General features: G+C 58.8%; 20 protein-coding genes. 3 read left to right on the plus strand and 17 right to left on the minus strand.

Features of this window, described 5'->3' with window-relative positions:
* Window positions 1-7: 7 nt before the first annotated feature.
* On the minus strand, window positions 8-889 hold the full coding sequence (locus DXC67_RS01270) for an aldose 1-epimerase family protein (protein ID WP_117637054.1): 882 nt from the start codon (window positions 887-889) through the stop codon (window positions 8-10).
* A gap of 155 nt (window positions 890-1044) precedes the next feature.
* Between DXC67_RS01270 and DXC67_RS01275 the strand changes: the two genes are divergently transcribed.
* On the plus strand, window positions 1045-1629 hold the full coding sequence (locus tag DXC67_RS01275) for a flavodoxin domain-containing protein (RefSeq protein WP_233503118.1): 585 nt from the start codon (window positions 1045-1047) through the stop codon (window positions 1627-1629).
* Window positions 1630-1704: 75 nt separating this feature from the next.
* Here the strand turns inward: DXC67_RS01275 and nagA are convergent, their stop codons facing one another.
* From nagA to DXC67_RS01315, 8 genes are all read right to left on the minus strand, one after another.
* A complete protein-coding gene (nagA, locus tag DXC67_RS01280; protein WP_022094606.1) occupies window positions 1705-2874 on the minus strand; it encodes an N-acetylglucosamine-6-phosphate deacetylase in 1170 nt (389 codons plus the stop codon).
* 117 nt (window positions 2875-2991) lie between these two features.
* Window positions 2992-4158, minus strand: coding sequence for an SIS domain-containing protein (locus DXC67_RS01285; RefSeq protein WP_117637055.1), 1167 nt, complete (start codon window positions 4156-4158; stop codon window positions 2992-2994).
* A gap of 114 nt (window positions 4159-4272) precedes the next feature.
* Entirely contained in the window at window positions 4273-5004 is a 732-nt protein-coding gene (locus tag DXC67_RS01290) for a GntR family transcriptional regulator (RefSeq protein ID WP_117564750.1), read from the minus strand.
* Between the two features lie 185 nt (window positions 5005-5189).
* Complete coding sequence (locus DXC67_RS01295) at window positions 5190-6272, minus strand: PTS system mannose/fructose/sorbose family transporter subunit IID (protein WP_055251210.1); 1083 nt, start codon at window positions 6270-6272, stop codon at window positions 5190-5192.
* Window positions 6262-7062 (minus strand): PTS sugar transporter subunit IIC, encoded by an 801-nt coding sequence (locus DXC67_RS01300; RefSeq protein ID WP_089572403.1) that lies wholly within the window; start codon window positions 7060-7062, stop codon window positions 6262-6264. Before DXC67_RS01300 ends, DXC67_RS01295 begins: the two co-directional genes overlap by 11 nt.
* A gap of 90 nt (window positions 7063-7152) precedes the next feature.
* The gene (gene agaV, locus DXC67_RS01305) at window positions 7153-7635 is read right to left on the minus strand and encodes a PTS N-acetylgalactosamine transporter subunit IIB (RefSeq protein ID WP_089572404.1); all 483 of its coding nucleotides are present in this window, start codon (window positions 7633-7635) and stop codon (window positions 7153-7155) included.
* A 36-nt stretch (window positions 7636-7671) separates the two neighbouring features.
* Entirely contained in the window at window positions 7672-7953 is a 282-nt protein-coding gene (gene yajC / locus DXC67_RS01310; protein WP_117583566.1) for a preprotein translocase subunit YajC, read from the minus strand.
* Complete coding sequence (locus tag DXC67_RS01315) at window positions 7953-8396, minus strand: PTS fructose transporter subunit IIA (protein WP_117564748.1); 444 nt, start codon at window positions 8394-8396, stop codon at window positions 7953-7955. Before DXC67_RS01315 ends, yajC begins: the two co-directional genes overlap by 1 nt.
* 708 nt (window positions 8397-9104) lie before the next feature.
* Here DXC67_RS01315 and DXC67_RS01320 point away from each other — a divergent pair.
* Window positions 9105-9743 (plus strand): DUF2975 domain-containing protein, encoded by a 639-nt coding sequence (locus tag DXC67_RS01320; protein ID WP_117637056.1) that lies wholly within the window; start codon window positions 9105-9107, stop codon window positions 9741-9743.
* 9 nt (window positions 9744-9752) lie between these two features.
* Complete coding sequence (locus tag DXC67_RS01325) at window positions 9753-9992, plus strand: helix-turn-helix transcriptional regulator (RefSeq protein ID WP_117637057.1); 240 nt, start codon at window positions 9753-9755, stop codon at window positions 9990-9992.
* A gap of 109 nt (window positions 9993-10101) precedes the next feature.
* On the opposite strand, the gene DXC67_RS01330 is transcribed toward DXC67_RS01325, so the two are convergent.
* From DXC67_RS01330 to DXC67_RS01365, 8 genes are all read right to left on the minus strand, one after another.
* Window positions 10102-11184, minus strand: a complete 1083-nt coding sequence (locus DXC67_RS01330) for a hypothetical protein (protein WP_117637058.1) — start codon at window positions 11182-11184, stop codon at window positions 10102-10104.
* Window positions 11185-11310: 126 nt separating this feature from the next.
* A complete protein-coding gene (locus DXC67_RS01335; protein ID WP_117637059.1) occupies window positions 11311-12396 on the minus strand; it encodes an isocitrate/isopropylmalate dehydrogenase family protein in 1086 nt (361 codons plus the stop codon).
* A gap of 6 nt (window positions 12397-12402) precedes the next feature.
* Entirely contained in the window at window positions 12403-13101 is a 699-nt protein-coding gene (locus tag DXC67_RS01340; protein ID WP_117637060.1) for a hypothetical protein, read from the minus strand.
* A 15-nt stretch (window positions 13102-13116) separates the two neighbouring features.
* On the minus strand, window positions 13117-13545 hold the full coding sequence (locus DXC67_RS01345) for a hypothetical protein (protein WP_055310425.1): 429 nt from the start codon (window positions 13543-13545) through the stop codon (window positions 13117-13119).
* Window positions 13546-13550: 5 nt separating this feature from the next.
* Window positions 13551-14630, minus strand: a complete 1080-nt coding sequence (locus DXC67_RS01350) for an NAD(P)-dependent oxidoreductase (protein WP_117637061.1) — start codon at window positions 14628-14630, stop codon at window positions 13551-13553.
* A 98-nt stretch (window positions 14631-14728) separates the two neighbouring features.
* Window positions 14729-15682 carry a DegV family protein gene (locus DXC67_RS01355; RefSeq protein ID WP_117637062.1) on the minus strand — a complete coding sequence of 318 codons (954 nt, stop codon included), beginning with the start codon at window positions 15680-15682 and terminating at the stop codon, window positions 14729-14731.
* Between the two features lie 79 nt (window positions 15683-15761).
* Window positions 15762-16346, minus strand: coding sequence for a ribosome hibernation-promoting factor, HPF/YfiA family (gene hpf, locus DXC67_RS01360; protein WP_035137685.1), 585 nt, complete (start codon window positions 16344-16346; stop codon window positions 15762-15764).
* Between the two features lie 317 nt (window positions 16347-16663).
* Complete coding sequence (locus tag DXC67_RS01365) at window positions 16664-17689, minus strand: ABC transporter substrate-binding protein (RefSeq protein ID WP_233503126.1); 1026 nt, start codon at window positions 17687-17689, stop codon at window positions 16664-16666.
* Window positions 17690-17862: the final 173 nt, after the last annotated feature.

Genomic DNA, 17862 nt, shown 5'->3' on the forward strand with positions numbered 1-17862 from the left:
AACGGAATTACAGAATCTCAATCGTGAACGAGCGAACGATGGTCTCCTTGGGCTTGGCGACAAGGCAGCCACGCTTATGCTCAAGCACGTCGTCCTCATCGGAGCAGGTCGAAAGGCCGCCCCAGGGCTCAACTGCCACAAAATCGCCCTCGGGCTTGCTCCACACAATGAGATATGGGAAGCCCTCAAAGCTCAGGCGGACGCCCTTGTCCTCGCCCTTTTTGGAAAGCGTGACTTGACGGCTCTCGAGCACGTCAAAGATGGTCTCCGCAAAATCGAAGAGCTCATGTGACAGAGGCAGCGTCTTTCCCACCATGGGGTTCTTGGAGCGGTTGGCCACGTCAATCAAGCCAGTCGAGGGGACGGCAGTGCAAAGCTCAGCAGCTTCGTCTTTCTCGAAGCGCAGCTCGTAGTCCGCATAGGCCTCGCCCTCGTCGAGCGGGCACCTAAAGCCGGGGTGTCCACCGATAAAGAATGGCATGTCCTCGGTGCCCTCGTTGGTCACCTCATAGGAAACGCGCACGGCAGCGTCCTCGAGTGCATAACGAGCGACAAGCTTAAACGGGTAGGGATAATCGCTCAGCAGCGCGGCGTTATCCTCCGAAGCCAGGCACATCGCCAGCTCGTTCTCGCTCTGGCTCAGCAGCTTCCACTCCTGTTTGCGCGCAAACCCGTGGCGAGCGAGCTTCACATGATGCCCGGCAAACGTCATGGCGCTACCATCACGCAGGCCTCCGCAAATCGGGAAGCAAATCGGTGCCTGGCCGGACCACACGGCGGGATCCCCCTGCCACAAGTACTCGCGACCTCCAGCCTCAATCGAGGTAAACGAGCCGCCGGCCGTGGAAACCTTGATAGAAATCGAATCGTTGGAAAGAGCGTATTCCATTATCCATCCTTTCGGACAACTGCTTTTTCATGCAAGCGCCCGCCTCAATCCTAGTCAAAGGACAAACCCGCGCGCTCGTCGATGTGTCCGGTATCCCGACCATACAACGGGGTACCATACAGACATTGATGCAATTACAGCTGAAAGGCCTTCTTATGCGAACCATCATCCTTTATGCCTCACGCCACCACGGCAATACGAAAAAGCTCGTGGACGCCATCGTCGAGGCACACCCCGAAATCGATACCCTCGACGTCAAGGCGCTCGGCAAAAACGAGTATCCCAACCTGCACGAATATCATCTGATCGGTGTCGCCACGGGCATCTATTACTCCGAGATCGACAAGGACATGGCACGCGTGCTCACGAACGTGCTGCAGCCGCAGGACAAGGTGTTTGGCCTTATGACCTACGGTGGCAAAAACAAGTGGTACGGCAAGGATATCGATGGCATCTGCCGCATGAGGCAGGCCATCTTTATGGGCGTCTACGGCTGCCCCGGCTTTGATACGTGGGGGCCGTTCAAACTCACCGGCGGTGTCCAAAAGGGGCACCCGAACGCTGAGGAAATTAAGGGCGCCGTCGACTTCTTCGACAAGATCGAAGACGAGTATGGCGACATCATCGTCGAAGAGTATGCCAAGCGCGAGAAGCGTCTAGCCTACGAAAAGGAGCATCCTGCAGGAGGCCTGGTGGCCGGCGTTAAGCGCACGGCAAAGAAGATTGCTAACAAGCTGTAACTGTAAAGGTGCTTTTGAGCGTTTAACCCATACGGCGGGTCCGAGCAGATTCGGGCCCGCCGTCTTTTTCTATCGTTACTCGGTAAAGGCGTTGCCGACGCTCTGGCCGCCAACATACGTCTCGACGAGGGTAAGCTCATGGTCGAACACGACAAAGTCGGCGTCGCGACCCGGCATAATACTGCCGCACTTATCCTCGATGTGCGCGGAGCGTGCCGGCACCTCGGTTGCCATGCGAATGGCGATATCGGCGCTGGCGATGCCCCAGTCGACGATGTTCTTGACGCCCTGGGCAAGCGTGAGCACCGAGCCGGCAATGCTCTTGCCGTCGGCGAGCCAGCACAGGTTGTCCTTCATGATGACGTCCATGCCACCACTGGTGTAGCTTCCCTCGGGCATGCCGCCGCAACCCAGGCAGTCGGTGATGAGCACCGTGTGCTGCCAGCCCTTTGCCTGCAGCAGAGCCTTGATGGCGGCAGGATTTACGTGCTTGCCGTCACAGATGATCTCGGCGTAGGTCTCGGGCGTGGACATGGCAGCACCCACGACACCGGGCTCACGGTGATGCAGTCCGCGCTGGCCGTTATAGGTATGCGTAAAGCAGCTGGCACCGGCGTTGATGGCGGCGATGCACTCATCGTAGGTGGCGTCGGAGTGACCGATACTGGTCACCACACCCTTGGCGTTCAGAGCAGCCGCATAAGCAGCGGCGCCATCGCGCTCGGCAGCCATGGCGCTCTTAACGATGCGACCGCCCGCAGCCTCCTGCCACTGATCGAAGACCTCCTCGGAGGGATCGATAAGATAAGCGGGGTTCTGCGCGCCCACGTGCTTCATGGTAAAGAAGGGCCCCTCCAGGTAGATGCCCTGAATGCGAGCACCGCAGAAATCGGGGCCGCGACCCTCGTCCGCCTGGGCGATGGCGGCGCAGGCATCCTTGATCTGCTCGACGCCATCGGTGAACGTCGTGGGCAGCCAGCTGGTGGTACCGCGACGGGCGAGCTCGGTCGAGCTGATATCGATGCCCTCGGGATCGTTATCGGTAGTCGAGTGGTTATAGAAGCCATGGATGTGGGTGTCGACCATACCCGGCGCGATCCACGATCCAGTGTAGTCCTTAATCTCGCAAGAGGGCTCGTCGGCCTGCCAGGCGCCAAAGACGCCATCCTCGACCATAAGATAGCCGCCCAGTTGCGGGCCTGCCGGCAAGAAGAACTTGTCAGCCTTAATTGCGTACGTGCTCATATGCACTCCTCGCTTCTAAAGCAGTTGACTGTGGTGATGCTTATACCCAGTTCACGTAAAACAAAAAGCGCCCGCCCGCCGTTATGAGCGGACGGGCGCCCTTACAGGGGGACGCGATTAAGCGGTGAAGGGGTGAATCGTCACGCCCTTGACCACGCGGTTGACCGTGCCGGTGGGGCTCGGCGTATCGGGCGTGTTGCCCACGCGCACGGAGTTGAGCAGGCTGATTGCCTGGGCAAACATCACGAACGGCAGGGCAAGGTAGCCCTCGGGAAGCGCCTCGTAGCCCTTAAAGGTGAAGGACTCGCCCTCGTAGACGGTAGCGCCATCCTGCTGAACGGCAACGGTGTGCTGAGCAATATCGTCGCCACCGATCTCGTTGAGGATGTCGATGTCGTACTGACGGGTGTAGGCGTCGTTGTTGACGAACACGAAGACGAGCGTCTTATCGTCGACGAAGGACTTAGGTCCGTGACGATAGCCCATGGAGGTGTCGTAGGAAGTAGCAACCAGACCGTGAGCAAGCTCGAGGATCTTGAGCTGGCTCTCCTGGGCAAGGCCACCGAAGGAGCCAGAACCCAAGTAGGTCACGCGGTTGAAGTCGCCAGCCAGGTAATCGGCGATCTCAGGCTCACGGGAGATGACCTCCTCGCCCATCTTGGCGATGGTCTCGACCCACTCGGCCTTCTGCTCGTCAGAGGCAGTGTCGAAAATAAGGGTGGAGAGCAGGGTCATGCAGGTGTAAGAACCGGTCATGGCGAAGCCCTTGTCGTTGGCGCGCGGAATGAGCAGCGTCAGCGCATTGGGGTCATCAGCGGACTCGACGGCGAGCTTGCCCTCGGGAGCGCAGGTGATGTTGAGGAACTTGACGTTGTGGACGAGCTCCTTGGCAACGGCAACGGCGGCAAGGCTCTCGGGGCTGTTACCAGAGCGGGCAAAGGAAACCACGAGCGTGGGATCCTCGGCGCGCAGGAAGTCGCGCGGGGCGCTCACGATGTCGGTCGTGGCGATGGGCTTAAAGTCGTAAAGATCAGTGTTGCCAGCGTGACGCAGGTACGGGGCGCAGGTATCGCCAACATAGTCGGACGTACCGGCACCGGTGAAGACAACGGACAGACGACCCTCGCCCATAGCGCGAGCCTCGGCCAGAAAGGCCTCGATGGCCTCCTTGTTCTCGCGATAGATGTTGAGCGTATCACGCCAAAGCTCGGGCTGCTGAGCAATCTCAGCCGTGGTGATCTGGGCGCCGAGCTCGGTGAGCTCCTCGACACTCTTCTCGAACATTTCTAATACCTCTCTCTAGAAGTAATCCTCTGACGTGCAATTATACACTTCGGTTGGTTATCTGGTAGTAACCAGTTAAATACAAAGAATCATCATATGGAAACGATGCCAACACTAGTCGCTACGCTGGTGGTAAACCTTGTATTTAAACTGATCGGCACGAGCAACCGAGAGCGTATACTCCACAACCTCGTTTGACTCGTTATACGTAGTCCTAACCAAATCGAGCACAGGCGAGCCCTCGACAATTTCCAAAAGGTGGGCATCGGTGGGACGGGCTATGCTCGCATAGAACTCCTCTTCGGCCACACGTATTTTTTGCTGAAAGTCTTGCTCAATCACATCGTAAAGCGGCTTACGCTCCAGCAGCGGTCGCTTTAGGGACAGAAATTGACGAACCGGTAGATAGCTGCGTTCGACCATCATGGGCATGTTGTCGGCAGAACGAAGGCGCTTGAGCTTAAAAATGCGATCACCGATACGCAATCCCATATGCTCGGCCAGATTCTTATCGGCCTCCATCTCGCAAAACTCGAGAATCGTGGTCTCGGGGTCACGACCCATCGCGCGCATCTGCTCGGTAAAGCTGTAGGACTGCATAAGATTGGTTGCCTTTGCCGAACGGTCGGTCACAAAGGTACCGCGACCGTGCTGCCGAACCACCAGTCCTAAACGCTCCAGTTCCTGCAGAGCCAGGCGTACCGTAGTGCGCGAGAGACCATAGCGCTCCGAAAGTTCGCGCTCGGAAGGAATCATGTCACCGGCGCGATATTCATGGTCAATCTTTTCGGTCAGAATATCGACCAGCTGATCGTACAGCGGTTGCTTACGCGCTCCGATCGCCATCCTATCCTCCCTTTTGCTCGAATTCGGCTAACTACCTAGGGTGTTAAGCATTATCTGTCTGCCACACCCGAATCATCAAGAAAACAAAAGCCGCGCGCTCTTTCGAGCACGCGGCTTTTAACATACACATGACTTAAGGGGTCGGGGTGTGAGCCGCGTAGGGACACACCCCTCAAGCTAGAGCCTTACCAGATGCTCGGCCAGAGACCAAGCGGGCCAGCGCCCAGGATGCCAAGGACGAAGAGCAGGAGAATGCCCTTGGTCGGGGTCCAGCTGTGCTTAGCGAACATGTAGTAAAGCAGCAGCGTAAGCATAAGCGGGACGAGCTTGGGGACGATGGTGTTGAGGGTGTCGGCAACAGAGAAGTTGACCGGATCCTCGGTGACGGTACCGTAGGTAACGGACTCCATGCCGTTGCCCAGATCGGTGACGCCGCACTCGACAGCGTTGCCGTCGGCATCGGAAGCGGTGAGGGCGTTGCCGTCCTTATCGGTCATGGCGATGGTACCGGCCTCAGCGGTCTCGGTATCGATGCCCTCCATACCGGTGAAGTTCTCGGCCTCCTTCTCGGAGACGATCACGGTAGTAGCGGAGAGGCCACGGGTGGTGCCATTGGGGATCTGGAGGTTGATCTGGGTGCCACCCATGGTGACGACCAGGCAACCGACGACGAAGACGCCCATGATGGAAGCGGCACGCGTGAAGGCCTGCATGTTGGCGGTCAGAGCGTCAATAGCGCTGGTGCCAAGCTTGTAGGACCAGTTCATGAGCCAGAAGCGCAGAGCGAACTGGACGACGTTGAAGATCACCAGGAAGATGATCGGCGCAGCGGCGTTGCCGTTGATGGCCATGTTGGAGGTGATGCCGGCCGTGATAGGCACGAGCGTCAGCCAGAACAGGGCGTCACCGATACCACCGAGCGGGCCCATTGCGGCGACGCGGACGGCGCGGATCGTGGGGATGTCAACCTTGTTCTGCTCGAGCGAAAGCACGATGCCCATAACAAAGGTGACAAGGAACGGGTGAGTGTTGAAGAACTCCAGGTTGTGGCTCATGGAAGCCGCGAGGTCGTTCTTGTTGGTGTGGATCTTCTCCAGACCGGGGATGATGGAGTAGAGCCAACCGGCGGCCTGCATACGCTCGTAGTTGAACGAGGCCTGCAGGAAGCAGGAGCGCCAGGCCATCTTGTTGAGGGTCTTCTGGTCGAGCTGCGGAGCAGGAGTGAGATCCTCGTAGTGCTCCGGGATCACATACTCATTAGATGCCATCTTCGAAGTCACCTCCGTCAGAAACAGCTGCACCCTTCAGCTCGGTCTGCTGCTGGAAGTCCCAGAAAGCGATGCCGAAGCCGATGAGAGCGAGGATGAGCAGAGCAGGGGTTGCCAGAGAATCGTTGGCAACGGTGATGAGCGCGAGGCCAAAGCCCATGAGGAAGAAGCCCCACATATCGCGGTTCATCATAACCTTGAGCAGGACGGCGAAGCCGACGAAGCGCATCATGCCGCCTGCAGCGGAGAGACCGGTCTGCAGCCAAGTCGGGATGGCGGAAGCGATGGTCTGACCGATGGTGGCGCCAGCGATGAAGAACAGGGTGACGACGACGGCGAAGATCAGGCCGAGCAGAGCCATGGCGAAATAGTTCAGACGCTCGATACCCTTGGTGTCAGCGTTGTGAGCCATGTTGTCCGCAGAGGACATGAGCGGCGACATAAGCGTGAAGACCAGGGTAACGCCGAGCTGACCAAGCAGAGCGAACGGAATGGCAAGGCCGACTGCCGCGTTGGGCTCGAGGCCCGTAGCGATAGCGAGAATGGCTGCCATGATGCCGCCGATGACGGCGTTAGGCGGCTGAGCGCCTCCGATCGGCATGTTGCCGATCGTCATGAGCTGATAAGTACCACCCACGAGAAGACCGGTGTTGAGGTCGCCAAGGATAAGACCGATGACGGCGCCGGTGACGATGGGCTGATAGAGAGACTCGAGGAAGTTGAACTGGTCGATTGCCGCGACGAACGTGACGATGAAGACCAGAGCGACCTGGATGATCGAGTATTCCATCTTGCTCCTCCTTTCAAAATGTATGTACGCACTTTGGATTTCACGTACAGAATGTCAGGGTTTCATTCCTGACAACGTGGATCATGAGGATTACGAGAAGAGCTTGCTCGTGTCCTCAACAGGCGTGCTCGGAACGCGCCTGATCTCCAACTCCACCCCCAATTCCTGCAGCTCTTTAAACGCAGCGACATCCTCGTCGTTAACTGCGACGGAGGTGGCGACTTGGCGCTTTCCTTCCGACATGTGCATGTTGCCGATGTTTACCTTCTTTATAGGCACACCGCCCTTGACGAGCGTAAGCACGTCTTCCGGTGTTTCGGCCACGATGAAGATCTTCTGGCGCGGGCTCGCCTTGCCAATGACGTCGATGGTCTTCTGCAGGGAGAAGAAACGCGTAGCGACGCCGGCGGGAGCGGCCATCTTCATGAGGTTCTGACGCATGGTGTTGGTCGACACATCGTCGTTGGCGACGAGGATGAGGTTGGAGCCCAGGGTGGAGTTCCACTGGGTCGCGACCTGACCATGAACCAGTCGGTTATCGATGCGGGTAAGAAGAATGTTGGGTTCTGCCATGTTGATCAGCTTCCTTTCGTTGATTGCTGACGACAGTTACTTAATCTCCTGAATCGCGTAACGCGAAACATCTACGACGGCACCGGATCGGACTTTGATCTGGACCTTTTCGCCTTCGATGCCTTTGACGGTTCCGTAGATACCGCCGGCGAAAAGAACCTCCTGACCCGGCTTGAGCTCCGTGTGCAGCTCCTTGAAGTACTTCTGCTTCTTCTTCATGTTGATTTGCGACCAGATGGTGTAAATCAAGCCCATGATGACAAGCAGGCCCAAAAGAGCGACCGAGGAACTCAGAACACTGGCTCCGAAATCGGCCATTAGATGCCGTCCTCGTCGCCGAAGATATCCTCTTCCTCGGCACCAGCGACGGAAGCGACCGTCTGGGCGGTGATGCCCGTCTGGCCAACGGTCACGGCCTGCTCGCCAAGCTCGGCGAGCGTGGCGTTGCCGCGGAGGAACAGAAGCTCAATAACCATGGGAAGGTTAGTTCCAGTCAGAATCTCGACGTTGTCGACATCCTGGGCAATCATCATTGCCTGGTTGAACGGGGTACCACCAAGCAGGTCGGTAAAGACGAGCACGCCATCGCACTCCTCGCGCATGGCGGTAATAGCGGCGCGGAGATCCTCACCGTAGGAAGCAGCCTGGTCGCCCTCAAAAGGAACGACGGTAAAAGCGGGCTGGTCGCCAGCGACCATAGCGATAGCGCTTGCGAGGCCGGGTGCGAACTGTCCATGACCGGTAAGAATAAAGCCAACCATTCAAATTTCCCTTCCGAAGGTGTGTACGATCTGAGTCCGATGATGTTCGGAAGCCAACGGGCAATCGCCCTTAAAGCTTCTTGGAAAGCGTTCTTTGAGAACCAGTGGTCTCTCAACTGGTAGTAACCACGTGACGTGTTGTTGTCACTATATCACCACAGAAGAGGTTGCTTTCGTTGATTCATACAGTAAAACGTTTTTGCACCGTTCACGGTAAAAAATCGACCGTTTACCGCTCGTTAACACTTCTACCTGCGGTTTTGAAACCGTATCGAAATACTTTGACGAAAGATCGGAACTTTTTTCGTGTCTAAACAACGCAGGGTGGCTAAAAATGGCGTGTAGAAAAAATGCAGGTCATTGTGAAGATTTGTGAATTGGTCTTTTTGACTTAATACCAGTTAGAACCAGTTTCGATATTATCGGTGAACGGTAGTTTTCGACCGTTCACCGGTTATTTGCAATCGTTTGCAGCCGTTTTCCCATATGAATTAGGGAGACCCGATGAAGCACTTGCGCGGTTGCAGGATATTTAGATACTCGTCCATCCCCCACGTGCCAAACTCTCACTCCCTAAATATGCCACAAGCTCTCGCTATTCGTCTCACAAACATTACTTACTCTTACTCTAATCTGTAATTGTTTATCGTTTATCATTAAGTATGATATAAGATACAAGTATCATCCAAGACATTGGTTGGAGGAGCTATGATCCGCTGGAACGTATCCAAATCGAATGAAGCCATCGACCGTGAACAGGCAATAGCCAAACTGAGGAAGCTCACTCGCTACTGCAAATGGGGCACAATCTGCACCATCGTGGCGCTCGCTCTGGGACTCCTCGCAGTCATTGCAATCTACGATCTACTCATATTGCCTAGCCTCTCCCAAGGGTTCTGTCTCCAATCCGTAGAGCTTGAGGCTAGCGAAGGGCCAATTCTCGCTCTCGTCGGCACCAATGAACAGACTCCTCTTATGCTTGTCGCGCACGACGGTCATACTGCCATAGGGAGCGGCATGATGGCATGCCTCGCGCTTGCCATCGCGCTAAGCGCATACAGGTTTTTCTCCGCCATTGAAAAGGCGGGCAGGCCCTTTGACCTCGAATGCATCCGCATACTACGTCAAATAGGACATTTGTTCCTTATCGGCGGCGCCGCCGTGAAACTTTTTGGTGCCATAGTCACAGGGCTGATACTCTCAGGATTTGGCGGCAGCTTTACGGATGCACTTGGCGGGCAGCATCTCGACCTCTCTATGCTCTTTGCAGGCCTAATTATTAGCCTGATTGCTAGCATCTTCCAGTACGGGTGTATCCTGCAAAAACAAGATGACGAGTTGCTCTAGGGGGAATCCATGATTATTCTGCGGCTCGACCGCATGCTTGCCGAACGCAAGATTTCATCCAAAGAGCTTGCGGAACGCGTGGGTATCTCCCAGGTCAATATGTCGCGTATCAAGACGGGCAAGGTTTCTGCCGTGCGCTTTTCAACTCTTGACGCGATATGCCGGGCTCTCGACTGCCAACCGGGCGATGTGCTGGAATATATGCCTGACGATGAAGCCGATAACCTCTTTGGACTTAAAGATGAATAGCCATAATTAAGCCGCCAATCACGCCCTCAACGCAAAAAGCCCGCCAGAACGACGTTCTAGCGGGCTCAATCAGATATTTCGACTTCGTGCTCGAAAGCTCGGGCAACCTTTAAGCAAACAGGCCGTAGATGCTGATGTTGGCCTTGGCGTACAGGCCGTTGGCATACTCGGTCCACTTGGAGCTGGCGCTCGAGGCCTGCGAGGAGTACTGCTGATAGGCGGTGTAATAGGCGGTCATGGCCTGCTTATAGGTGGCACTATCGGCGGTAAAGGCATCGTTAGCGAAGGCCTTAGCGTAGGTGCTGTTCTCGTCCTTCCAGGTGCCCTTCGAGCTATCCCACTCGTCACCGGCAAGGTTGATGATGTAATCGGCGTAATCCTTGCTCGCGGTGTCCTCGTTGCCGTCAGAAGGCTCGGTCGGAGCGGTCGGCATGCTCGCGGAAGCATCGCCCACCTTCTTCTTGTAGAGCTTCTGCAGCGTCGCGGACTGGCGGACGATCTGCTTGGCCTGGTCCTTGGACACGCCATACTGCTTGGCCATGGTGTCGTAGTCCGAGGTGCCGATAGAATCCTCGGCGTACTTCTTCATCTCCTTAGAGGAGACGGTAATGCCCTCGTCCTCGGCAGCATCGAGCAGAATCTTGTTGCGCACGTAAGACAGGATGACGTCGGCAGAGGGGGCGGTGTAGTTGCCGTTACTATCCTTGACGGTATCGAGGCTGTACTGGCTCTCGATGGCCTCGCGCGCGGTGATGTCGCTCTTCTTGCCGCTATAACTATAGCTTGCCACGGTCGAATCGAGCTGGTCCTCGGTCAGGGTCGACGAACCGACGCCCTTGCCGCCAAAGCCGCCATTGCCCATAAAGAAGCCGACCACCGCAGCGATCACGACTGCAACCACAAAGGCGGCAATCATCGTCTTCTTGTGCTTGGATGCATGGTCGTCCGCGTCGGAGTCGTCCTCGTCTTGCTCCTCGGGCATGAGGTTCTCGTCAGCGGCATCTGCGGCGATCTGAGCCTCCAGACGGGCGTCCTCTTCCTCGGCCGTCGTGCCAGCAGCAATGTGCTCGGCAGACGTACCGGCAACCAGGTCGATCTTCTCGTCCTCGTCACCATCGGGGCCTTCGCCGCGCTCGATGATCTGGATGCCGTCGATCTCGTCCTTCTCGTCCTTCTTTTGAATCAGACCCATATCAGTTACTCCTTGTTAGGAAACATAGTCCGCAATAGAATACGCCCGACAGAGCGCCGGGCGTATTGATTCTCAGGTTATACGCAAACACTTAAGTACTATTTAGGCGTTTGCAGTCTGCATGCCTTAGGCCAGGTGCGCGATAACGGCATCGGCAAAGGCCTGCGTGCCCACAGCGCCCTCAACGGAGCCGGTCTGGGCACGACGAACGTCGCCGGTGACCTGCTCACCCTCGTCGAGCGTGGCAGAAACGGCGGCGCGAATACGATTGGCCGCGTCGTTCTCGCCCAGGTGATCGAGCATCATAGCCGCAGACAGAATCTCGGCCGTGGGGTTAGCGATATCCTGGCCAGCGATATCGGGCGCGGAGCCGTGCGTCGCCTCGAAGATGGCGCAGTCGGCACCGATGTTGGAGCCGGGGGCCATCCCTAAGCCGCCCACCAGGCCGGCGCACAGGTCGCTCACGATGTCGCCGTACAGGTTGGGCAGCACCAGGACATCGAAGTCGTTGGGGTTCTGAACCAGGCCCATGCAGGTAGCGTCGACGATCTTGTCGTTGAACTCGATGTCGGGATAGCCCGCGGCCACCTCGCGCGCAACGCGCAGGAACAGGCCGTCGGTTGCCTTCATGATGTTGGCCTTGTGCACGGCCGTCACCTTTTTGCGGCCGCAACGGCGGGCGTACTCAAAGGCGTACTCCACAATGCGGCGGCTCTTGGCGATGGAGATGGGCTTGATCGAGATGGCGGAATCGGCGGCAAAGGTCTTCTGACCCGAGCGCTCGACAAGCTGTGAGAGCTCCTCGACCTCGGCTGCGCCCTCGTCGAACTCGATGCCGGCGTAGAGGTCCTCGGTGTTCTCGCGCACGATGACCAGGTCAACGTCGCGGAAGCGCGAGCCGTCGCCCGGCTGCGACAGGCAGGGGCGCACGCAGGCGTACAGATCGAAGTGCTTACGCAGAGCAACATTGACGCTGCGGAAACCCGTGCCGACCGGCGTGGTGATGGGCCCCTTGATGGCGACCTTAGTCTCGGCAACCGCATCGAGCACATGTTGGGGCAGCGGCGTGCCAAACTCGTCCATGACGCCGGCGCCGGCCTCCTGGACGTTCCAATTGATCTGGACACCGGTGGCCTCGACCACGCGGCGCATGGCCTGCGTAATCTCGGGACCGATACCGTCACCGGGAATCAGGACTACATCGTGCGCCATAATCTGTTACTCCTCGTCTTCGGCGTCGTCAGATTTTTTAACGCTAGCACGCTTCTTCTTTTTGGAGAGATCCAGGCCAAAACGTTTAACAAGCATTTCGCAAATCTCGCTCGAACGGGCCTTGAGATAGCTGCCCTTACCGTTCTCGGCATCGAACTTAAGGCGCAGCGCAAGCTTCTCTGCGACCTCGGCGTCGATCTCGCCCTGGCAAAACTCGTACAGGCAACCGAGCATGTCGCGATACTCAAGGTCGCCGTGGTAGCACTGGATGGCCTCGTCCAGGATGGGCCAAGCCTCGCGCGAACGCTCGACACTCGTGGCACCCCACACGCACAGCAGGCGGAAGGCGGCATAGCGCAGCGTGGAGGAGATCTCGTCGAACAGCGCGGTCTCGGCACCCTCAAAGGCGTCCTCCATCTGCTCGGGGCAGGTGGTGGCGAGTGCCGCCAAGGCATCGAGGGCCTCCCAGCGGGTCTGCGCCTCGGGGCGATCGAGCGCCTCGATCAGCGCGGGCACGCAGGGCACGACGCGCTGCGGATCGCGCTCGGCAAGCAGGTGCAGCACGCGGGCGGCAAACTGGCGGATGCGGCGCGTGGGGCAGCCGAGCTCCTGGACCAGGCGGTCGACGGCGTTCTCGTTCTCCTCTGCCAGCTGGAGCTGTGCCAGCTCCTCGTCGGTGAGCTGTTCGTCTTTGTTTTCTGCCATAGTTACCTCTTCTTACTATTTCTTAGCGTGCTTGCCAGCACCCTTGCTGTCATCGGTGACCGAGATGAGCTGTCGGTCGGCCGCACCATTGCGACGCGCACGGCGGCGTTCCTCGGCGTCGCCCGCATCGGCGGCGGCGCGATGGGCCTTGTTGACGTTAAAAACCTCGTCGTGCTTGCGCCACGGGCCGACGGACTCGCCAAAGCTCATCTTAAGACCGGCGATAAAGCCGCCGAGCCAGCCGATCGGCGCAAACTGCACCAGCGGGAACAGCGAGAACACCCAGGTCAGCAGGACGACTGCCGCCGCTCCTGCAAAGTTGGCGATCCAGTAGTCGCGCTTGGTGATGACGCGCTTTTCGCACGCCCACTGGCCGCACAAAAAGCCGATGTAGATCGCAAAGAGAAAGAGCACCAGCGCAAGCACCACGAACGTCCAGCTCATGGGCGCTACTCCTCGTGATGGTGGCCGCAGCAGCACTCGTGGCCGTCATCATGGCCGTGGCCGCCGCAGCACTCGTGGTCCTCGCCGTGATGGTGGCCGCAACCGCACTCATGCTCGTCGCCGTGCTCGCCGCAACCGCAGCCGTCCTCGTGGGCACCGTGCTCCTCGGGGCGATACTGCGACCAGTCCAGACCGGCGGCGATGGCGTCGGCCTCCTCCTTATAGAGGACCGTGATGGCCTGGGTACCCAGCTTGGCACCACCGATGGCGTCGAGCATGTCGTAGAGCGTAAAGGCCACGTCGGCGCCGGGCAGCGCGAGCTCGCGGTCATCGGCGTAGGCGAGCGCCAGACGCAGGTCCTTAATGAAGTGCTCGACCATAAAGCCGGGCTTGTAGTCGCCGTCGAGCGCCTTGGGAGCCAGGCTCTCCATGGCGCCGGACTTGCCGGTACCGCCCAGGATCATCTGGCGGGTCTTCTCCAGGTCAAGGCCGCTCAGCTCGGCAAATGCCATGGCGTCTGCCATACCGACCATGCAGGCGCCCAGCGACACCTGGTTGGCGAGCTTGGCAGCCTGGCCCTTGCCGGCGCCGTCGAAGCAGCAGATGTTGGCCGCAAAGGTGGCAAGGATATCGCGGACCGGCGCGATATCGTTCTCGGTGGCGCCCACGATAGCCGTGAGCGTGCCGGCGATAGCACCAGACTCGCCGCCGGTGACGGGGCAGTCAAACGCCATGCGGCCGGAAACCTGGGCGGCCTCGGCAATGTCGCGCGCCAGCTCGGGCGAGCTCGTGGTGAGGTCGATCAAGACCGCGCCCGGCTTGGTGCACGCGAGCAGGCCGTCGCCCGCCAGGTAGAGCTCCTCGACCTCGGAGGGATAGCCCACCATGGTAAAGACGACATCGGCGTTCGCCACGGCATCGGCCGGCGTATCGGCCCAGACGGCGCCGCGCTCAACGAGCGCTGCGGCCTTGGACTTGGTGCGGTTGTTGACCGAGACGGGATAGCCGGCATCCAGGATGTGGCCGGCGATGGGGGCACCCATGATTCCGGTGCCGATGAATGCGACGGAGAGCTTGTTTGCCATGAAACCTTTCCTTTTGGGTTGGGTGTTGTTACCAGGTTGAATACTCGGTGCCAGCGTTTGGGCTGTGAGTCGAGGGCGATTACGGACGCAGCGCTTGCCTACTGACCGCGCACGCGGCGGGCGATGCGGTCGGAAAGCGACGCCTTGTCGGCGCGGTTCTTACCCCAAAACGCGCAGGCCACCATGCCGGGGCCCACGTGCGAGCCAATGGTGGGACCCACGGAGCTGCGAATGATCGTGACGTCGGCGCAGCCCTCCTCCTTGCGGATGGCGGCTTCGAGCCAGTCGCCGTCCTTTTCGGCATCGGCCGTCATGATGGCGATGGGCATGGTGCGGTCGGGCACGTAGTTCTCGCGGAACGACTTGAGGATAGACTTGAGCGCCTTCTTGCGGCCGCGGTTGACGCCGATCAGCGACAGCGAGCCGGCAAGGTCGTAGGAGAGCTCAGGCTTGACATCGAGCTTTGCCGTGAGCTGCGCCGCCGCGGGCGGAATGCGGCCGCCGGCAGCCAGTGCATCGAAGCTCTCGAGCGTAAAGTAGCCGTGGACGTAGGTCTTTGCCTCGTTTGCCCAATCGACCAGCTGCTTGGCGGTCAGCCCCGCCGAACGCTGGCGCACGGCCTCGAGCGCCAGGAGCGCGCCGGTCGCGCAGGGCAGAGCGTTGTCGACCACGTAGAGCTCAAAGTTGGGATACTCGGCGCGCACGGCGTCCGCCGCCTGGCACGCGGAGTTGTAGCTCGACGACAGCGCCGAGGTAAAGCACAGGTAGACCGTTGGTGTGCCCTCTTTGGCGCACTCGGTAAAGAACTCGATATAGCGACCGAGCGACACAGCCGAGGTGGACACGCGGGCGCCGGCGCGCATGCGGTCGTAGAACTCCTTGGGGCTCATGCTCGACCAGATGTCGTCCGTGCGCTCCTCGCCATCGATAATGAAGGGGAAACCCAAGATATCGACATCGAGGTTCGCAGCGACCTCGGGGCTAAAGTCGCAGCAGGTATCGACGACGATGCGGCAACGGTCCGAATGACCGGCGGATGCGGCCTTGTCCATCAAAGCGACTCCTTACGTAAAAAGGCGGCCACCCGCATGGGATGGCCGCCAACCGTTAACTCATGCAAGTTAACGTATTTTACTCGTCAAGTGTTTCGATGCGGGGCTTGATGATGCCATATCCACCATTCTTACGGTGATACACCACATTGATGAGACCGGTCGTCGCGTTCTCGAACACGTAGAAGTCGTGGCCCAGCAGATCGGTCTGCACCAGCGCCTGCTCCTCAGTCATCGGGGTGACATCGATAACCTTCTCGCGGACGAGCAGGTCGTCCTCCTCCTCGGGCAGCAGCAGGTCGGCCAGATCCTCGACGCGCTCGACCGGCGCGACATCCGCGGCGCTGGCACCGCCCTGGCGGTTGTCCACGACCTTGGTCTTGAACTTACGCAGCTGGCGGGTGACCTTATCGGCGGAGAGGTCGATGGCGGCGTACATATCTGCACCGTGCTCGGCAACGCGAATCACCGAACCGCGGGCGCGAACCGTAACCTCGACGATTGCCGGGTTGGGGTTCGAGGGGTTCTTCTCATAACGAAGCACGACGTCGACTGTCATGGGCTCGATATCGAAAACCTTGAGCGCCTCGCCGATCTTCTCATCCACATGCGCACGCAGAGCATCGGTTACCGTCGTCTTGCGTCCAGAAACCTTGATATCCATACGTGGCTCCAATCTGCCTCGGGGACTTACTGTACTGGCTATGTACCCATTGCCGTGCATTTAATCACGCGGATTCCTAAAGACCCGAATAACGATTGCTTAATACCGCATACCGAAGTCTCGCACTTTTCTGTGGCAAAGTGCGCTATGGGAGGGCGTCGGCGACTTTTTATTTGGTCCCGAAAATTGGCTTTGACCTGCTGGTTTTATAGGGATAAAAAAGCCGGGCTCCCCTATTGGGGAAACCCGGCAGTGCGTGTTGAAACCGTGAAGAGGTGTCCTTTCCAACGTATAGGAGACACCACCCCTAGCAATAACTAGCTATTAAGTTTGTTAATGTCGTCGTCAGTGATGGTGCCTTCCTGGCTGGACGATTTGTCCTCGGAGGATGCGGTCTCATTGTTGGAATCGGAGGACTCGCTGCCGGAGGACGTGGTCTCACTGGACTCAGAGTCGCCCGGCTGCACGTTAGCGCCCGAAACCGTCTTAGTGGTGAGGTCGTAGGGAATCTGGCCGTACCAGACGCAGTGAACCGCCTCGAGCGTGCCGTCGACCGTGATGTCGTCGAGGGCATCACTCACGGCACGGCACAGTTCGTCATTGGACGAGAGGCCCGCAACACCAAGCGTCGAGGGCGCCTCGAGCGCACCGACATAGGAGACCTCGCTCATCAGGCGTGCAAGATAGCCGCCGGCTGTGGAGTCGCAGATCACATAGTCGACCTCGCCAGACTCGAGCGCCTCAAAGCACTCGTTGATGTTGGAGTAGGTCTTTTGGTTGGCGGTGATGCTCTGCTTAGCAAGCGCCTCCTGCGAGGCCGAGGACATCTGGACACCCAGAGTAGACGTGTTAAGGGTATCGGTGGAAACGCTTAGCGACCCACCATCGCTGGTTTTACCGAACACGGAAGCGGCATCGTACAGGCAGGTGCCGAGCGAGCTAACGTCCCCGTCCGTGGAGTTGATCTCGCCGATAAAGATATCAGCCTTTTTGTCGCCGAGCGCGGAACCTGCCGAGGACGCATCGACAAAGGCGACCTTAAGGCCCATGCGGCTTGCGAGGGCGCGGGCAGCATCGACTGCATACCCCGTAAGCTCGCCGTCGGCGCCCTGCATTGCCTGCGGCGCATCGGAAGTATCGAGGGCGACCGTCAGGGTTCCGGGAGTGACCAGGGCATCGTCCGACACCGCCGGCGTGACGGTCTCGTACTCGATCTGGTCGATCGTGGGAGTCGTGAACGTAGACAGCGGGTTGAACGCGCATCCGCTCAGGCCCAAAACGGCAATGACCGCTGCGGTCCCAGCACCTAACCGAGCCGCGTGCATCAAGCTGCCCCTCACCATGTCCACTACCCTGCCTTCTGTGTCGTATACGATCCGTGCGTTGCGCGGAATATCGGGTTGTTCCCACCAGCTGACCTGGTATTTGACCCCACACTTGCGCACCGGGGTGTTTGCTCGGGAGGCCGCAGCCACCCTCACGACTGGCCCGCTCGCCCGCGAGGCGGTATTGCCCC

Origin of the sequence: Collinsella sp. TF07-1, assembly GCF_003437235.1 — a bacterium.
GTDB lineage: Bacteria > Actinomycetota > Coriobacteriia > Coriobacteriales > Coriobacteriaceae > Collinsella.

Coding starts and splice junctions, on each gene's coding strand:
- DXC67_RS01290 (WP_117564750.1), bottom strand. CDS start 5,004: ATGGCGATCGGAGCGCGTAAGCAACCGCTGTACGATCAGCTGGTCGAT.
- DXC67_RS01285 (WP_117637055.1), bottom strand. CDS start 4,158: ATGTTCGAGAAGAGTGTCGAGGAGCTCACCGAGCTCGGCGCCCAGATC.
- nagA (WP_022094606.1), bottom strand. CDS start 2,874: ATGAGCACGTACGCAATTAAGGCTGACAAGTTCTTCTTGCCGGCAGGC.
- hpf (WP_035137685.1), bottom strand. CDS start 16,346: ATGGATATCAAGGTTTCTGGACGCAAGACGACGGTAACCGATGCTCTG.
- DXC67_RS01315 (WP_117564748.1), bottom strand. CDS start 8,396: ATGGTTGGCTTTATTCTTACCGGTCATGGACAGTTCGCACCCGGCCTC.
- DXC67_RS01320 (WP_117637056.1), top strand. CDS start 9,105: ATGATCCGCTGGAACGTATCCAAATCGAATGAAGCCATCGACCGTGAA.
- DXC67_RS01350 (WP_117637061.1), bottom strand. CDS start 14,630: ATGGCAAACAAGCTCTCCGTCGCATTCATCGGCACCGGAATCATGGGT.
- DXC67_RS01295 (WP_055251210.1), bottom strand. CDS start 6,272: ATGGCATCTAATGAGTATGTGATCCCGGAGCACTACGAGGATCTCACT.
- DXC67_RS01300 (WP_089572403.1), bottom strand. CDS start 7,062: ATGGAATACTCGATCATCCAGGTCGCTCTGGTCTTCATCGTCACGTTC.
- DXC67_RS01335 (WP_117637059.1), bottom strand. CDS start 12,396: ATGGCGCACGATGTAGTCCTGATTCCCGGTGACGGTATCGGTCCCGAG.
- DXC67_RS01340 (WP_117637060.1), bottom strand. CDS start 13,101: ATGGCAGAAAACAAAGACGAACAGCTCACCGACGAGGAGCTGGCACAG.
- yajC (WP_117583566.1), bottom strand. CDS start 7,953: ATGGCCGATTTCGGAGCCAGTGTTCTGAGTTCCTCGGTCGCTCTTTTG.
- DXC67_RS01355 (WP_117637062.1), bottom strand. CDS start 15,682: ATGGACAAGGCCGCATCCGCCGGTCATTCGGACCGTTGCCGCATCGTC.
- DXC67_RS01345 (WP_055310425.1), bottom strand. CDS start 13,545: ATGAGCTGGACGTTCGTGGTGCTTGCGCTGGTGCTCTTTCTCTTTGCG.
- DXC67_RS01275 (WP_233503118.1), top strand. CDS start 1,045: ATGCGAACCATCATCCTTTATGCCTCACGCCACCACGGCAATACGAAA.
- DXC67_RS01270 (WP_117637054.1), bottom strand. CDS start 889: ATGGAATACGCTCTTTCCAACGATTCGATTTCTATCAAGGTTTCCACG.
- DXC67_RS01325 (WP_117637057.1), top strand. CDS start 9,753: ATGATTATTCTGCGGCTCGACCGCATGCTTGCCGAACGCAAGATTTCA.
- agaV (WP_089572404.1), bottom strand. CDS start 7,635: ATGGCAGAACCCAACATTCTTCTTACCCGCATCGATAACCGACTGGTT.
- DXC67_RS01330 (WP_117637058.1), bottom strand. CDS start 11,184: ATGGGTCTGATTCAAAAGAAGGACGAGAAGGACGAGATCGACGGCATC.
- DXC67_RS01365 (WP_233503126.1), bottom strand. CDS start 17,689: ATGGTGAGGGGCAGCTTGATGCACGCGGCTCGGTTAGGTGCTGGGACC.